Origin of the sequence: Novosphingobium terrae, assembly GCF_017163935.1 — a bacterium.
Lineage (GTDB): Bacteria > Pseudomonadota > Alphaproteobacteria > Sphingomonadales > Sphingomonadaceae > Novosphingobium > Novosphingobium terrae.
Genome location: NZ_JABVZR010000002.1, coordinates 1,385,423 through 1,399,441, shown reverse-complemented (window position 1 = coordinate 1,399,441; position 14,019 = coordinate 1,385,423). Strand labels below are relative to the sequence as shown.

The window sequence follows — 14,019 nt, the reverse complement described above, 5'->3', positions numbered from 1 at the left end:
TGGCGGACCGGCCCCTTTTTTCAGCCCTTCATCAGGGCTGGCCGGTTTCGAAACGATAGCCGATCCGGCGTAGGGTCTGGATGGGGTCGGGGCTGCCATTTGCGCAAAGCTTGGCGCGCAGGCGGCTCATATGGCTCTCCACAATGTTGGTCCGCACATCGAAATGATAGGACCACACCCCTTCAAGCAGCATGCTGCGTGTGACCACCTGCCCGGCATGCAGCATGAGATATTCCAGCAGCTTGAATTCTTGCACCTGCAGAAGAACCGGAATGCCAGCGCGTGTGACCGATCTTTTCAGACGGTCGATCTCGATATCGCCGACGACCAGACTGGCCGACGCCTCGCCATATTGCCCGCGGCGCCCCAAAGCCATCACGCGAGCCAGCAATTCGCGCACGGCGAAAGGCTTGGCGAGATAATCATCCGCCCCGGCCTCTAGTCCATCAACACGATCGTCGACGCCGGTCATCGCCGTGAGGAACAGGGCAGGTGTTCGCACGCCCTTGCTGCGCAAAATTCTGAGCGCGTTCAGCCCATCGATGCCATCCACCATTCGGTCAAAAATCAGCACGTGATAGTCACGCGATCCTGCCAAATAGATGGCAGCCTGCCCGGACTTGCAGGTGGTGACGGAATGTTTGGCCTCTTCCAAAGCCTGAACAAGGTCTTTCAGAAGAACGTCATCATCTTCGAGGAAGAGGATTTTCATTACAATAGGCCCTCTCGCGCCCAAGACGGGCCATTCCTGATGCGCTTGATGAGAATGGCATCAGGATCATTACGCCAGCCAATCGCCGCGAGCCAAGTTGGGAAAAGTTAACCTTCTGCGATCGAAATCATCCAGCTTCCTCTTTTTTATGTCGCCTGGACGATCGCCGAAGATCGTGCCTCTATCCTGACAAATCCAAATTCTTGGTCGAGAAAACTCGACCTCGGTGACGATTTGGTCAGAACATTCATCTATCAGGTTAAATCCTTGAGTGTTATCGTCACTTCTGGCGATCAGTCTCGGTAGCACCCTTTGCCTGATTGGGCGTCAAGGGCCTTCACTACGGTCAGCAACGAGACTGCGCTACCCGACGGAAGAGTTCCATGCCTTGGCCACCAACATGCTTTAAACGTTCGTCTCCCCTATGTCGTGATAGGCTTGGGCTTCGCGCGAAACATTGGGAAATCGTAATGTATAAAAGCCATCTCCCGGCTTGTCAGGCTATTGCGACGCATTATTAGACCTCGCCGAGAGCCCGGATCCGGGCGGGGGCAAGGAGTAAAGAATGAAGCGTCTGTTCTGGTGTCTGGGCATGGCCCTGACGCCGATGGGCCTGTTGAGCCAATCCGCGTGGGCCGGGGAAACCACGTCTGAGGCCCCAGGCGATCATGAAACCGGCATCGTGGTGACCGGCCTGCGCGAGGCAAGCGCCAGCATCACCGGTAGCCACGTCTCACCGCTGCGCTATCCGCAAAGCGTGACCGTGATGAATGCCCAGATGCTGGAAAAGCTGGGCGCCACGCGTCTGGACAACGCGCTCGATCTGGCGGGCGGCGTGGCGCGGCAGAATGATTTCGGCGGTCTGTGGGACAAATATTCGGTGCGCGGCTTTGCCGGTGACGAGAACAGCGGTCCCGACATCATGGTCAACCGCTTCAGCAACAATTTCGGCTACAACGCGCCCATCGACACCGCCACCGTCGAGCGTTTCGAGTTCCTGAAGGGTGCTGCTGCCGCGCTATCGGGCCGGGGGGAGCCGGGCGGTTCGCTCAACATCGTCACCAAGGCTCCGCCGAGCAAGACCGAGGCGCAGGCCTCGCTCAGCTATGGCAGCTGGCATAACCGCCGCCTGACAGGCGATGTCGGCGGGGCGCTGACCGACACCATCAGCGCAAGGCTGATCGGCGTCAGCGAGGCGAAGGACAGTTTTCGCAACACTGTCCATTCGAACCGCGAGCTGATCGCGCCCTCTCTCGCGTTCAAACCCAGCGAGCAGCTGCGCTTCCTTTATCAGGCTGAATATATGCACAATCGCACGCCGCTCGACCGCGGTGTGGTGGCGCTGAACGGCAATGCGCTGGCGATGGACCGGCGCACCTTTCTGGGCGAGCCCGGCGACGGCCGCATCGACCAGAAGAGCTTCTGGCAGCAGGGCAGCATGTTTGCCGCCCTCAGCGATGCGGTCTCGCTGGAGCTGGGCCTGTCGCAGCGGCAGGGCAGCCTTCAGGGCTTTTCCACGCAGGCCGATTTTGGCGCGCGCGGACTTCAACCCGATGGCCGCACCATCGGGCGCACCCGGCGCTACCACGATTTCCACTGGAACAATCTGACCGCCCGCGCCGAACTGACCGCCAAGTTCACCCTGCTGGGCGTGGCCAACGATGTGCGTGTCGGCGCCGACCGGGTCCGCCATGGGCAAAGCCAGCTGATGCTTCAGGCACGCGGCACCGCCGCCGCGCCGATCCTGACCATCGATGCGCTCGATCCGGTGTATGGCAAGACCACCAGTGCGATGCCCACACTTCAGAACTTCCGCGATGGCTTCGCCAGCGAGAGCGTCTATGCGCAGGATCTGCTGACGCGCGGCGATTTCACCCTGCTGCTGGGCGGGCGCTGGAACAGCTTCCGCGAAAACCTCATCAACCATCTGAGCGGCGATCTGCATCTCGACACGCGCAACAGGGGTTTCACGCCCCGCGCCGCACTTACATGGAATGCGACGCCCGGGCTGGCGCTTTACACCAGCTGGGGCCGCTCGATCCGCCTAAACCCGTCCGATGGCATCAGCACCTTCGATCCGGAAAAGAGCGAGTCCAAAGAGATCGGCCTGAAATACAGCCTGTTTGGCAAGGCACTGACCGGCCAGACCTCGCTCTTCGACATGACCAAGCGCAATGTGCTCAACCCCAATGCCTCCGATCCTTTCGTGAAGACGCAGATCGGGCGCCAGCGTTCGCGCGGGGTGGAGACCGAGGCCACGCTCAACCTGCGCTCGGGCCTGTTCGTCACCGCAACCTACACCTATCTCGACGCAAAGGTTGAAAATGACAAGAACACTGCGCTGATCGGCACGCGGCTGTCCAATGTGCCCAACCATATGGGGTCGATCTATGCCGCGCAGGATGTGGGGCGCATCACGTTGGGCAGCGGGGTGACCTATGTGGGGCAGCGCAACGGCGATCCCTATGCCTCGGGCTATATGCTACCCGGCTATGTGATCGCGCGCGCCAATGCAACGATGCGGGTGAACCGTCATCTCGATCTGCGGGTCGATCTCGATAACCTCTTCGACAAGCATTACGCCGCCAGCAGCTACGCCAATGTCTGGACCACGCCCGGAGCGCCCAGAAGCTGGCGCGTCACACTCGACGCGAAGCTGTAGCCCTTCCATCGAAACGGAATGAGCATGAAGCGCAGCCCTAAAACCGGCCTTCTGGCAACCTTTCAGCAGCATTATCAGGATGTGCTGCGCTTCCTGATCCGCCGCACGGGCGATGTTCAGCGTGCCGAGGATATCGCTCAGGACACCTGGTGCAAGCTGGCTGCGATCCGGGAAGAGGATCGCAGCATCACCCATCAGCGCGCCTATATCTACCGCGTGGCGGGCAATCTTGCCATCGACCATCAAAGGCGCCGCATTCGCGAAGCCGACTGGCTCAGCGGCGGCGAACCGGACGACACCATCGCCGATCCCGCGCCCTCCCCCGAACGCAGCGCCATCGCGCATGACCGGCTCCGCCAGCTGGAGATCGCGCTGGAGGCCTTGCCGCCCAAGCCCCGGCTGGCGTTGATGCTGTTCCGAGTGGATGGCCTCTCCCATGCGCAGATCGCCGCGCGGCTGGGCGTGTCAGAAAGCATGGTCGCCAAATATCTTGCTCAAGCCTTGCGGCATTGCCGCGACCACCTCTGGGCCCTGGATGGAAAATAAAATCGGGCCTTCACTGCAAACCCGCTCTGCAGCATGCGTCATTGTTATGAAGGGCCTCTCATCTCGATTCGGAGCATCCTCTTGAGTTCTGGTGCCCAGCCAATCCTGCCCCGGCGGCCCGCGCCATGAGCGAGGAGCCCCCCAAGGTCGATCCGCTCGCCCCACGCAATCGAAGCTTGAGCGATGAGGCTATCGACTGGGTCGCGCGCCTGACCTCTGGCGAGCCCGACGCAGCGGAACGCGCCGCCTTCGAGGCATGGCGCAACCGTTCGCCCGCTCACGCCCATGCCGCCTCAGAAGCCGCCTCCATCCTGCACGACATCGCAGGAACGCAGGCCGCCGCGGATCACCGGGAGATCGGCGCGGCGATGCGTTATCGCCCCCACCGCATGCTTGACCGTCGCGGGATGCTGGCCGGTGGGGTCGTGGCGGCCACCGTGGCCGGTGTGGTAGCCAGCGGCATACTGGGGCCCGGGTCGGCCCTGTGGTCGGACTATGCGACGGCCATCGGCGGGCGCAAGCGTGTCGACCTGGCGGATGGTTCGGTGATCTGGCTTAACACAGCCTCGGCACTGTCGGTGGACTATAGGCAGGCCTCGCGCAACATCATCCTCCATGCCGGCGAGGCGCTGTTTCAGGTCAGACGCGACCCTGCGCGCCCCTTTGTCGTGCATGCTGGCGCGGGCGAAGCGCAGGCGCTGGGCACGGTCTATGCCGTGCGGCGGCACGGCGAAACTCAGGACGTGACCGTGAGCGATGGGCTGGTCGCCGTGCGCAGCGGATCGCAGACGGTGCATGTCGGCGCAGGTCAGCAGGTCTCCTATGGGCAGAACATCATCAGCGCGGTCCGGCAGGTGGACAGTGGCGCCGCGACGGCCTGGGCACGGGGCAAGCTGATCTTCAACCACCGCCCGCTGAGCGAGGTCGCCGCCGAGCTGGAACGCTATCAATATGGTAAGGTGATCCTGCGCAGCGAAAGCCTCAAGGCCTTGCGGGTGACCGGTGTGTTCGATCTGGACGATCCCGCCGCCCTGCTCCGCGCGGTGTCGGAAACGGCGCAAGTGCCCGTGCGCCATTATCCATGGCTGACCTTGATCGGTTGAGGCGCGAGTTCCCCGGCGCGAAAATTTTCAGGCCAGCGCTGCAAGTCGGCCAATATGGCTTCGTCAAAGGTATTGCGAGGCATTTGCAAAGCCGTGCGGCACGGCGATGCGAGACATGCCCGCAAGACTGAAGAGGGATCACCATCATGAACGACCGGGTTTTCACGCCGAAGGGCGGGAAGCGGCTGCGCAACACTCTTGCGCTTTCCACTGTGCTGAGCGCGCTGGCCCTCTCTCCCAGCGCTAAAGGTCAAAGCGCGCCGGAAGCCGTGCAAACCCCCTCGCCCGTGGCCTCTTTCAATGTCCCCGCGCAGGATCTGGATTCCGCCCTGACCAGCATCGCGGATCAGGGCGGCATTCACATCTTCTTCCCCTCGGACCTGCTGGCGGGCCGCCGCAGCCCTGCTATTTCCGGGCGGATGCCGGTGGAGCAGGCGCTGTCCCGCGCGCTGACCGGCACCGGCCTGAGTTGGCGCTATCGCGAGGCGGGCACTGTGGTGGTCGAAAAGCGACTCGACACCGGCGGCGCGATCCAGCTCGGCGCGGTTCAGGTGCAAGGGCAGGACGCCCCCCGCGCCGGAACCTCGTCCCACGCCGAGATCGGCACGCTGCCGCCCGCCTACGCGGGCAATCAGGTGGCGCGCGGCGCGAAGGCGGGCCTGCTCGGCAACCGCGACTATCTCGACACGCCTTTCAGCATCACCAGCTACACCGAAAAGCTGATCCGCGACGAGCAATCCACCAGCATCGCCGAATTGCTGACCACCACCGACGCCTCGGTCCGCGCGGCAATCGACAGCGGCAACCGCTATGACGCGCTGACGATCCGCGGCTTTCGCGTGGAAAATGACGAAATGGCGCTGAACGGCCTATACGGCCTGGTGCCCGATTACCGCGTCGGCCCCGATCCGGTCGAGCGCATCGACATTCTCAAAGGGCCGGGCGCGCTGCTCAACGGCATGCCGCCATGGGGCAGCGTGGGCGGCAGCGTGAATGTGGTGACCAAGCGCGCCGAGGACACGCCGCTCACCCGCCTCACCGCCGAATATATGTCGAAGTCATGGTTCGGGGGGCATGCCGATGTGGGCCGCCGTTTCGGGGCCGATGGCGCTTTCGGTGTCCGCATCAACGCCGCCTATCGCGACGGCGGCACCACCATCGACGAACAATCGCGGCGCAACACCGCCCTGTCTGCCGGTTTCGACTATCGCGGCGACCGCCTGCGCCTGTCCGCCGATGTGATCTATCAGGGCGATCATTTTGTCGCGGCCTCGCGCGGGTATACGCCGGTCTCGGGAATTGCCCTGCCCACGGCGCCCGATCCACGGATCAATCTGGCGCAGGCCTTCGACTATGCCAATTCCCGCAGCCTCACGGCCATGGGACGTGCCGAATTCGATCTGGCGCCCGATGTCACGCTGTTCGCGGCGCTGGGCGGCAATCATTTCGGCTATGACAAGCGCGAGGCCCCCGGCGCGACGATCACCGATGCGCGGGGCGACGCCACCTCAACCTCGAAATATCAGCAGGGGCTTTCGCATGCGCTTTCCGCCGAGGCCGGGGTGCGGGCGAAACTCTCCACCGGCCCGATCGCCCATCAGCTGGTGGTCAGCGGCAATGTGCTGCGCCAGACGACATGGTTCGGGCAGACGACTTACGCCAATTACGCCACCAACATTTACGTCCCCACGCGTCTGACCGGCCCCGGCACGCCGACTTCGGTGTCGCCGCAGACCAAGGACAGCGGGCAGACGCTGAGCGGCATCGCGGTGGCCGATACGCTTTCGGTCTCCGACGGGCTGGTGCAGCTGACGCTCGGCCTGCGCCGCCAGCAAGTCGAGACCAGCAATTACGGCAGTTCCGGCGCCGTCACCGCCCGTTACGACCGGGGCGCGACCACCCCTTCGGCAGCGCTGGTGGTCAGGCCGGCGCAACATCTGTCGCTTTACGCCAATTATATCGAGGCGCTGACGCCCGGCGCGTCGCCCCCCGCCGACAGCGCCAATCCGAATCAGGTCTTCGCGCCCTATCGCTCCAAGCAGGTCGAGTTGGGCACGAAGCTCGATCTGGGCCGCTTCGGCGCCACGCTGGGCCTGTTCCAGATCGATCAGCCGAGCGGGATCGTGGATGCCGTCACCAAGATTTACAGCCTCAACGGGCAGCAGCGCAACCGGGGACTGGAACTCTCCGGCTTTGGCGAGCTGGGGCGGCAGGTGCGGATCGTCGGCGGGGTGACCCTGCTGGACGCCAAACAGCGCCGCACGCAAGGCGGCCTCACCGACGGCAAAAACGCCATTGGGGTTCCTTCGGTACAGGCCAATCTGGGGGCCGAGTGGGACACACCCTTCATCCCCGGCTTCACCCTGACCGGGCGGGTGATCCACACCGGCAGAACCTATGTCAGCGCCGACAATCTCCAGCGCGTTCCCGACTGGACGCGCTTCGATCTGGGCGGGCGCTATAAGGTCGATGTGGCGCATCGCCCGGTGACCTTGCGGGCAAATGTGACCAATCTGTTCAACCGGAGCTATTGGTGGGCCAATCCCAGCGGCTATCTGATCAGCGGCATGCCGCGTACCTTCTGGCTCTCGGCCTCTGTCGATTTCTGATCCAGAACAAAGTATGCTGAATCGGCCGGCTGATGCCCATGGCGACAGGCCGGCCGATCATAGCGATGCTGGAAATTCAGCAGCCCTCTGGTTTCCGTTGCAACTTTGCGCGTTTTGCTTGTCAAGAACATCACCAAATAAAACAGTGGTATTAGAATATCCGGAGATGATCTTGAACATCCCTACGATAAACCGTTAAGTTTGTTCTCCTACCAATGCCTCCTTTGGACTTTTTTGCTGACAAAGTCATCGTTCGCGGCACGGATTTACCTCGCCAAAAGCTGCCGGTTGTTCACCTCGTCATGGAGGTTTCTGATCGACTGACCTTGGGACATTACCGCCTTTCAGGCAAGCCTGTCCGAACGACGGTTTTGATCGTAAGCGGTCTTTCAAGGACGATCACCGTGTGCATAATCTTGTTTGTGCATACTTCAGGCAGAACAAGGGACTGTTCATCTTTGCGCCGGCACAAGCCTTGATGGGCAGCAATGTCGGGCACCAGCCACTCATGCCGGAACATCTCCATCCTCCAGCGTGCCAATAAAAGCAATGATGTCCTCGATGTCGCGCTCACTGAGCGGGTGGGCCTGCCCCTGCTTTCGGCCAAAAGGGGCGTCAGTCATGTCGATGTTGGCACGGTACCGCATGGGCAGATCATCATGCACCATCAATCGCCCCTTGCCATCGCGCGGATAGATGCGGGCCGGATCGGTATCGCGCAGATTGTAGAAATCGAGCACCTTGCGCAGCGTGTGATAGACGCCATTGTGAAAATAGACCCCGCGCCGCGCCGCATTGCGCAAGGTGGGGGTGAGAAACATGCCGCAATATTGCGTCTGCCCGGCCAGATCGGCACGCACCGGGCCGCACAGGCCAAGATCCATATGATGCGGATTGCGGTTGGCGCCCAGATGGCGGTTGCGCGGCACGGCCAGCGCCTCATATTCCGTGTCAGTGAACAGGGGCGGCGCGCCATCTTGCCCCGGCGCGCTGATGTGGCAGGCGGCGCAATTGCCCTTGGCCGGGTCGTTGAACAGGCGCAGCCCGCGCATCTGCGCCGCCGTCAGCCGCGCCTTGCCTTCCAGCCAATGGTCGTAGCGGCTGTCAAAACGGTGAAAGGCGCGGTCCTCAATCTGATAGCGCGACACCGCCGACATGGCCTCGGCGAACAGCAGTTCGGGATTGGTGGCCAGCCCATCGCCAAACAGCGAGCGCAGCATAGCAGGATAGCCCGCCCGCACCAGCCGGGCGGCGGCATCGGCGACGTTGGCATTGGCCATTTCCGCCGGGTTCATCATGGGGCCCATGGCCTGGTCCATCAAGGAATCCGCCCGCCCATCCCAGAACAGGCCGCCGCTGGGCACCAGCGCATTCGCGGCGGGCGCCACACCTGCAGATTTGGTCGACCGTGCCTGCCCCTGCGCCTGCTGCGCCAGCACATCGAGCGCGACGGGCACATCATCACTGCCCGCCGGGCCGATGGCAAAGGCCTCCTGCCGGTAGAGATAGGCCAGAGAGGGGACGGCGCGTGTGCCCTCCACGCTCATCCTGATGCCGCCGCGCGGCATCAGCCTGCCATCGGGCGGGCCAAAGGCATGGGCCGGGCTGTGGCAAGAGGCGCAGGACTGGCGCCCAGAGGCCGACAGGCGCGGATCATGAAAGATGCGCCGACCAATCAGCGCCAGCGCGCTCAGTCCTTGTGCCGCTGGGCGCCGCAGGACGACGGGATGGGGGTTGAGGCCCACCCCGTCGTCTTCAGCCCGGGTGCCTGACAGGCAGGTGCCCAGCAGCAGCAAACCCGCCAGCAGGCCTAACCCCTTCATGCCGGGGCGCGGGCCACCACCGTTCCCTGCTGCGGGTCGAGAAACACTGGCTTCAAACGCGGCGGCGCCTTGAAGTCGAACATGGTCATGATGTTGCCCGCCGTGGCATCGGCCGATCCTCCGCCGATCCGCTGACCGCTCAGCCAGTTGTCCTCGATAAAGCGGACGACCGAGGCTTGCGTGATCGGCGTGCTGTCGACGAAATTGGCCTTGGCATAGGGCGAGATCACCAGAAATGGCGTGCGCGACCCCGGTCCGCAGCGCCCGTTCACAGGCTTGCCGTTCAAGCCGACGCCCGGCCTGGCGCCGGGGCCTTCGCAATGGCCGGGCCCGTTCAACTGGTCGAAGGTCGCATCGGCGGATGAGGTGGTGACGGTGGGCGCCTGATGATCGTACCAGCCATCGGAATCGTCATAAAGCACGAGGATGGCGGTGTTTTTCCAGTCGGGCTGCTGCTGGAGGAAATTGATCGTGCTGGCATAGAAGGCCTGCTCGTCCAGCGGGTTCGAATTGCCCGGATGGCCGTCCTGAAAGGCGGGCGCCTTGATGTAGCTGACCGAGGGGAAATTGCCCGCCGCCACCGCCGCGACGAAATCCTTATAGTCATACTGGTGGTGCACCGGCGTGGCCGACCCTTGCGCATCCAGCACCGGTTCGGTGCGCCCGATCATCTCCGGCGCGCTGGGGCGTGTGTGCTGGGGGTTCTGCGTCGAGGCGTAATACTGGAACCAGGCGTGATGCGGCGTATAGTCGCGCACCGTGCGGTTGGTGTTGGGCGAGACAGTGCTGCGCACACAACCCGTCGTCCCATTGGGGTTGGTCAGGCTGGTGTCGAAGCCGCCCATAAAGCCGCCCCAGGTGATCCCGGCGACGTTCAGCAGATCGCCAATGTTGCGACCCGCCATCAGCACAGGGTCTTGCCCCTTGGTGCAGACATCGCCCTTGGGATCAGGGTCGGCGATCATGGTGAAGCCCCCCTGCCCGTCGGGGATCGAACCATTGCCCGAAGCATTGGAGGCGCCATTGGTGGTGCCCGCCACGACATTCAACGCGCCCGGGGTCGAGGGCCCGAAACTGTCGGTAAAGGCATTGTCGCTCATCGCGAAATGCTGGGCATAGTTCCACAGCGCAGTGACGGTGTTGCCGTCGAAATAGCCCATCACCTGAGCGGCTGTGCCGAACGATCCCGCGCCCGCCTTGGAACCATGGCCGGTGTTGGCGACAAAGGCATCCATGCGCCCGCCGTTTGAGGCGCGCTGCTCAGGCGTATAGGAATGGTTCTGCCCGGCCGTGTCGAACTGGGCGCGGTCGATGCGGAAGGGGTTCATCAGCGATGCCGCGATGCCGCTCGCCAAGTTGTCGGCATTGGTGGTGTTGGGATTGGCGGTGAGCAGAGCGGGATTGCGCAGATAGCCATTGACCTGCGGCGTGACGGCTTGCGCGATGAAGGCCGGTTCTCCGGCGGGATTGGCGGCCTTGGGATAGGTGCCGAAATAATGGTCGAACGACTGGTTCTCACCAAAGATGACGACCAGATGCTTGATCGGCGTGGCGGTCGGCAAGGCGTTCTGCACGGAGACGCCCCTATACGGCGCCGGAGCGGCTTGAGCCAGATCGCCAAGGCAGGGAGCAAACAGCAAGGTCAGGCAAGTGGCCGCGGCCAGGCGAGTCTTGTTCAGCATGATATCCTCGGGAGACAGGCTGGTGCGCCTTCGGGAAAGCCCCGCTAAGGCAAGAGCGCAAAAGCCATGATGATGTTGAAGAACATTGATTGATAAATAAGGATATTCATTTCATAGAAAGAATATCTTACTTCCAGCATTCCGATACATCGGGTTTATGACATACTGAATTCAGAAATATTGTTTTATGGCAACCTATTCATCGACCTTCATCGACTCTCTTTCAACGATCTGCGCAGGAATACGCCGCACCATGGCATCCTGCCCCTGCTCTCCCAGCCTGCGCGCAAGCAGGTCGAGAACTTCATCGGCATAGGTGTCGGGATTCTGGCGAAAGGTCGTCAGGCGATAGGCGTCCCACGCCGCCATCGGCACGTCATCGAAACCGATCACCGAAAAATCCCGCCCGGCCACCATGCGCCTCGAACGCCGGGCCGCATCAATCACGCCAAAAGCGATATGATCGTTGAGGCAGAACAACCCGTCAGCGATACCATCGGCCCCCACCAGCTCGGCACCCAGCGCATAGCCACCTTCATAGTCGGCATAGCCACTGCTACGCAGCGGCGGCATGGCCTTGACGATGCGGGGCGGGGCATGGCCCATCACCTCGGCCTCGGCAAGAAAACCGGAGATGCGCGCGCGCATGCTGAAGGTCTCGCGCGCGGGTGAGACGGCGCAAATGCTGCGGCTGACCTGCGCCAGCCGGCCATAGGCGATGCGCCCGGCCTCGTGATTGTCAGCGCAGATCAGATCCATCCCGTGTTCATCGCGATTGAAGGCGATGATCGGAATACCCGTCCGCTGGGTTGCCTCGACAAAGCTGGCCGGCGGAGAGCCGGAAAGAATGACGACGGCGCTCGAACGCAGGCGAACCACCTGGCGCAGCGATTCCTCGGCAATGGCCGGGGTCGTGCCGATGTTGATCAGCAACGGCGCATAGCCCTTGGCGATCAGCCGATCGGTGATGGCCGGAAGCATCATACCCATGAAAGGGCTGCCCAAAGAGGCCGAGACCAGCGACACGATCATGCTGCGATCATCAAGCAAGCCTCTCGCCAGCATGTTGATTTCATAGCCAAGTTCATGCGCGGACGCCAAAACACGCGCCTTCAGATCGGGCGAAATGCTCGCCCCGTCGGTCAGGGCGCGCGACACGGCCGAACGGGAGACACCGGCATGCTCGGCGACTTCACGGGCGCTGACATAGCGCTTCTTACTCATGGGGAACCTCGGTATGCACAGCTGTGCAAATAACATTGATTCTTCGTAATGCTAGAAAAATCAGTCGGCCGACGTCAATTTTTGTAGAAAGGGGCGGCTGACAACCCAAAACGCCAGCGAGGAAAGCCCGAAAATGCCCAGTAGTTCGAAGGCAGTCGGCCAGTCCCAATGCTGGGCGATATACCCGCCCACCAGCGGGCTGGCCGCCGTGCCAATGCCTTGAAGCAGCATGACCCAGCTGAAGCGCGACCCGGCACGGCCGGAGGCGGCGTAGAGGTTGCCGATGATGCCGGCAATCGTCACCATCTGCAGCGCCTCGCTGGCGCCATGAAGCACTTCGACCGGCACAATGGCCCAGGGCGCCGGCAGAAAAAGCGCACAAACGCATCGGATGGGAAGAATGGCGAAGCTGGCGGCTAGAACTGTCCAGGCTCCCCATCGGCGCAGGGCCCGCGCCGCCAGCAGCGAGCAGACGACCATGGCGATCTGGGCGATCATCGCGACATGCGAGGCCAGCATTGGTCCGCTCAGCTGGCGCTTTTCCACCAGTTCCAGACTCAGCAGCACATGGAGCACCGCATTGCCGATCTGGAACAGGCCCAGCGCCACACCAAGGAGAAGCAGGTTGGCGCCCGGATTCACAGGCGACGGCGAAACCGGGTTGGCTGGCGGCGCCGCCAGCGGGGTGCGCCACACCAATCCCAGGAGCATCAGGAGGTAGATCGCCTCAAAGCCGATCAGGGCGGAAAAGCCGAAGTGACTCCCGATCACGCCAGAAAGCATCAGCCCCGCCGCCCGTCCTATATGGCCGAGCGCCTGGGATTGCGCGACCCTTTCGGTCAAGCCCTGAGGCGCCATACCTTCCAAGTTGAGCACCAGTATGGCCGGCACCACCACCGCCTCGGCCAGCGACATCATGGCCACCGCGCAGAGCAGCGCCGTCACGCCATGCGCCTGGATCAGGCAGACTGAGGCCGCCACGATCAGCGCCGCGACAATCGGCAGCCAGACGGGCTTCCCGCGCGTATGGTCGATCAGCAGGCCGCCCGGGATCGTGGCCAGAAGTTGCACCACGCTGCCGAAACCCATCACCATGCCGATCGAGGCGGGCCCAAGCCCGCGCTCATAGAGAAACATCGACAGAAAGGGCATAAAGCCGCTGCGCAGCAGGGCTGTCGCCAGATTGATCTGGTGCAGCCTCGGGGGAACCCGGGACATGGAAAACAGGGCGGGGCGAGCGATGGCGGGCACAGGCGCTAGTTAGTTCCGGAAAATTACAGCCCCCGTTCAGCCTGTAACACTGCCGTCACGACTCGCTCCTATTTGCACAGCTGTGCAAGAGGCCACATGCGGTCCGGCACATCATCCCTTTCCATAGCCGACGCGATCCATCCCCGTGACATTCGGGCTGGTCGTGGACAGCCAGTCGCCGCCGATTTCTGGAGACCTTTTCGTGATCACCTCCTGGACAGTCCTGAACGCCTGTGCGCTGGCCCTGATGCCCGGCGCCGTGCCTGCAATGGGCGCAGTGCCTGTCGTCACGCCCCTCAAGACGCCCCCCTTGCCCCACAACGAAAACGGCGGCTGCGACCAGTTTGCCGCCGCCCAAGCCAAGCCTGGCCAGCCTTAATCGATCCTTCCTCGTCGGCACAGCACCT

General features: G+C 62.8%; 10 protein-coding genes. 5 read left to right on the top strand and 5 right to left on the bottom strand.

Going from position 1 to position 14,019, the window contains the following annotated elements; translation table 11 throughout:
• Positions 1-31: 31 nt before the first annotated feature.
• Entirely contained in the window at positions 32-712 is a 681-nt protein-coding gene (locus HGK27_RS24310; RefSeq protein WP_206243416.1) for a response regulator transcription factor, read from the bottom strand.
• A 565-nt stretch (positions 713-1,277) separates the two neighbouring features.
• Here HGK27_RS24310 and HGK27_RS24305 point away from each other — a divergent pair.
• From HGK27_RS24305 to HGK27_RS24290, 4 genes are all read left to right on the top strand, one after another.
• Positions 1,278-3,374, top strand: a complete 2,097-nt coding sequence (locus HGK27_RS24305; RefSeq protein ID WP_206243415.1) for a TonB-dependent receptor — start codon at positions 1,278-1,280, stop codon at positions 3,372-3,374.
• 24 nt (positions 3,375-3,398) lie between these two features.
• Positions 3,399-3,920, top strand: coding sequence for an RNA polymerase sigma factor (locus HGK27_RS24300; protein WP_206243414.1), 522 nt, complete (start codon positions 3,399-3,401; stop codon positions 3,918-3,920).
• A 125-nt stretch (positions 3,921-4,045) separates the two neighbouring features.
• Positions 4,046-5,023, top strand: coding sequence for a FecR family protein (locus tag HGK27_RS24295; RefSeq protein WP_206243413.1), 978 nt, complete (start codon positions 4,046-4,048; stop codon positions 5,021-5,023).
• A gap of 146 nt (positions 5,024-5,169) precedes the next feature.
• A complete protein-coding gene (locus HGK27_RS24290; RefSeq protein WP_206243412.1) occupies positions 5,170-7,632 on the top strand; it encodes a TonB-dependent receptor in 2,463 nt (820 codons plus the stop codon).
• A gap of 506 nt (positions 7,633-8,138) precedes the next feature.
• Here the strand turns inward: HGK27_RS24290 and HGK27_RS24285 are convergent.
• From HGK27_RS24285 to HGK27_RS24270, 4 genes are all read right to left on the bottom strand, one after another.
• Positions 8,139-9,455, bottom strand: coding sequence for a cytochrome-c peroxidase (locus tag HGK27_RS24285; RefSeq protein WP_206243411.1), 1,317 nt, complete (start codon positions 9,453-9,455; stop codon positions 8,139-8,141).
• A complete protein-coding gene (locus HGK27_RS24280; RefSeq protein ID WP_206243410.1) occupies positions 9,452-11,137 on the bottom strand; it encodes a phospholipase C in 1,686 nt (561 codons plus the stop codon). The genes HGK27_RS24285 and HGK27_RS24280 overlap by 4 nt, the downstream gene beginning before the upstream one ends.
• Before the next feature lie 195 nt (positions 11,138-11,332).
• Positions 11,333-12,361: a LacI family DNA-binding transcriptional regulator gene (locus HGK27_RS24275; RefSeq protein ID WP_206243409.1), complete on the bottom strand. Its 1,029-nt coding sequence runs from the start codon at positions 12,359-12,361 to the stop codon at positions 11,333-11,335.
• 60 nt (positions 12,362-12,421) lie between these two features.
• The gene (locus HGK27_RS24270; RefSeq protein ID WP_206243408.1) at positions 12,422-13,579 is read right to left on the bottom strand and encodes an MFS transporter; all 1,158 of its coding nucleotides are present in this window, start codon (positions 13,577-13,579) and stop codon (positions 12,422-12,424) included.
• A gap of 178 nt (positions 13,580-13,757) precedes the next feature.
• Between HGK27_RS24270 and HGK27_RS24265 the strand changes: the two genes are divergently transcribed.
• Positions 13,758-13,991, top strand: a complete 234-nt coding sequence (locus HGK27_RS24265) for a hypothetical protein (RefSeq protein ID WP_206243407.1) — start codon at positions 13,758-13,760, stop codon at positions 13,989-13,991.
• Positions 13,992-14,019: the final 28 nt, after the last annotated feature.

Coding starts and splice junctions, on each gene's coding strand:
- HGK27_RS24300 (WP_206243414.1), top strand. CDS start 3,399: ATGAAGCGCAGCCCTAAAACCGGCCTTCTGGCAACCTTTCAGCAGCAT.
- HGK27_RS24270 (WP_206243408.1), bottom strand. CDS start 13,579: ATGTCCCGGGTTCCCCCGAGGCTGCACCAGATCAATCTGGCGACAGCC.
- HGK27_RS24310 (WP_206243416.1), bottom strand. CDS start 712: ATGAAAATCCTCTTCCTCGAAGATGATGACGTTCTTCTGAAAGACCTT.
- HGK27_RS24305 (WP_206243415.1), top strand. CDS start 1,278: ATGAAGCGTCTGTTCTGGTGTCTGGGCATGGCCCTGACGCCGATGGGC.
- HGK27_RS24285 (WP_206243411.1), bottom strand. CDS start 9,455: ATGAAGGGGTTAGGCCTGCTGGCGGGTTTGCTGCTGCTGGGCACCTGC.
- HGK27_RS24295 (WP_206243413.1), top strand. CDS start 4,046: ATGAGCGAGGAGCCCCCCAAGGTCGATCCGCTCGCCCCACGCAATCGA.
- HGK27_RS24275 (WP_206243409.1), bottom strand. CDS start 12,361: ATGAGTAAGAAGCGCTATGTCAGCGCCCGTGAAGTCGCCGAGCATGCC.
- HGK27_RS24290 (WP_206243412.1), top strand. CDS start 5,170: ATGAACGACCGGGTTTTCACGCCGAAGGGCGGGAAGCGGCTGCGCAAC.
- HGK27_RS24280 (WP_206243410.1), bottom strand. CDS start 11,137: ATGCTGAACAAGACTCGCCTGGCCGCGGCCACTTGCCTGACCTTGCTG.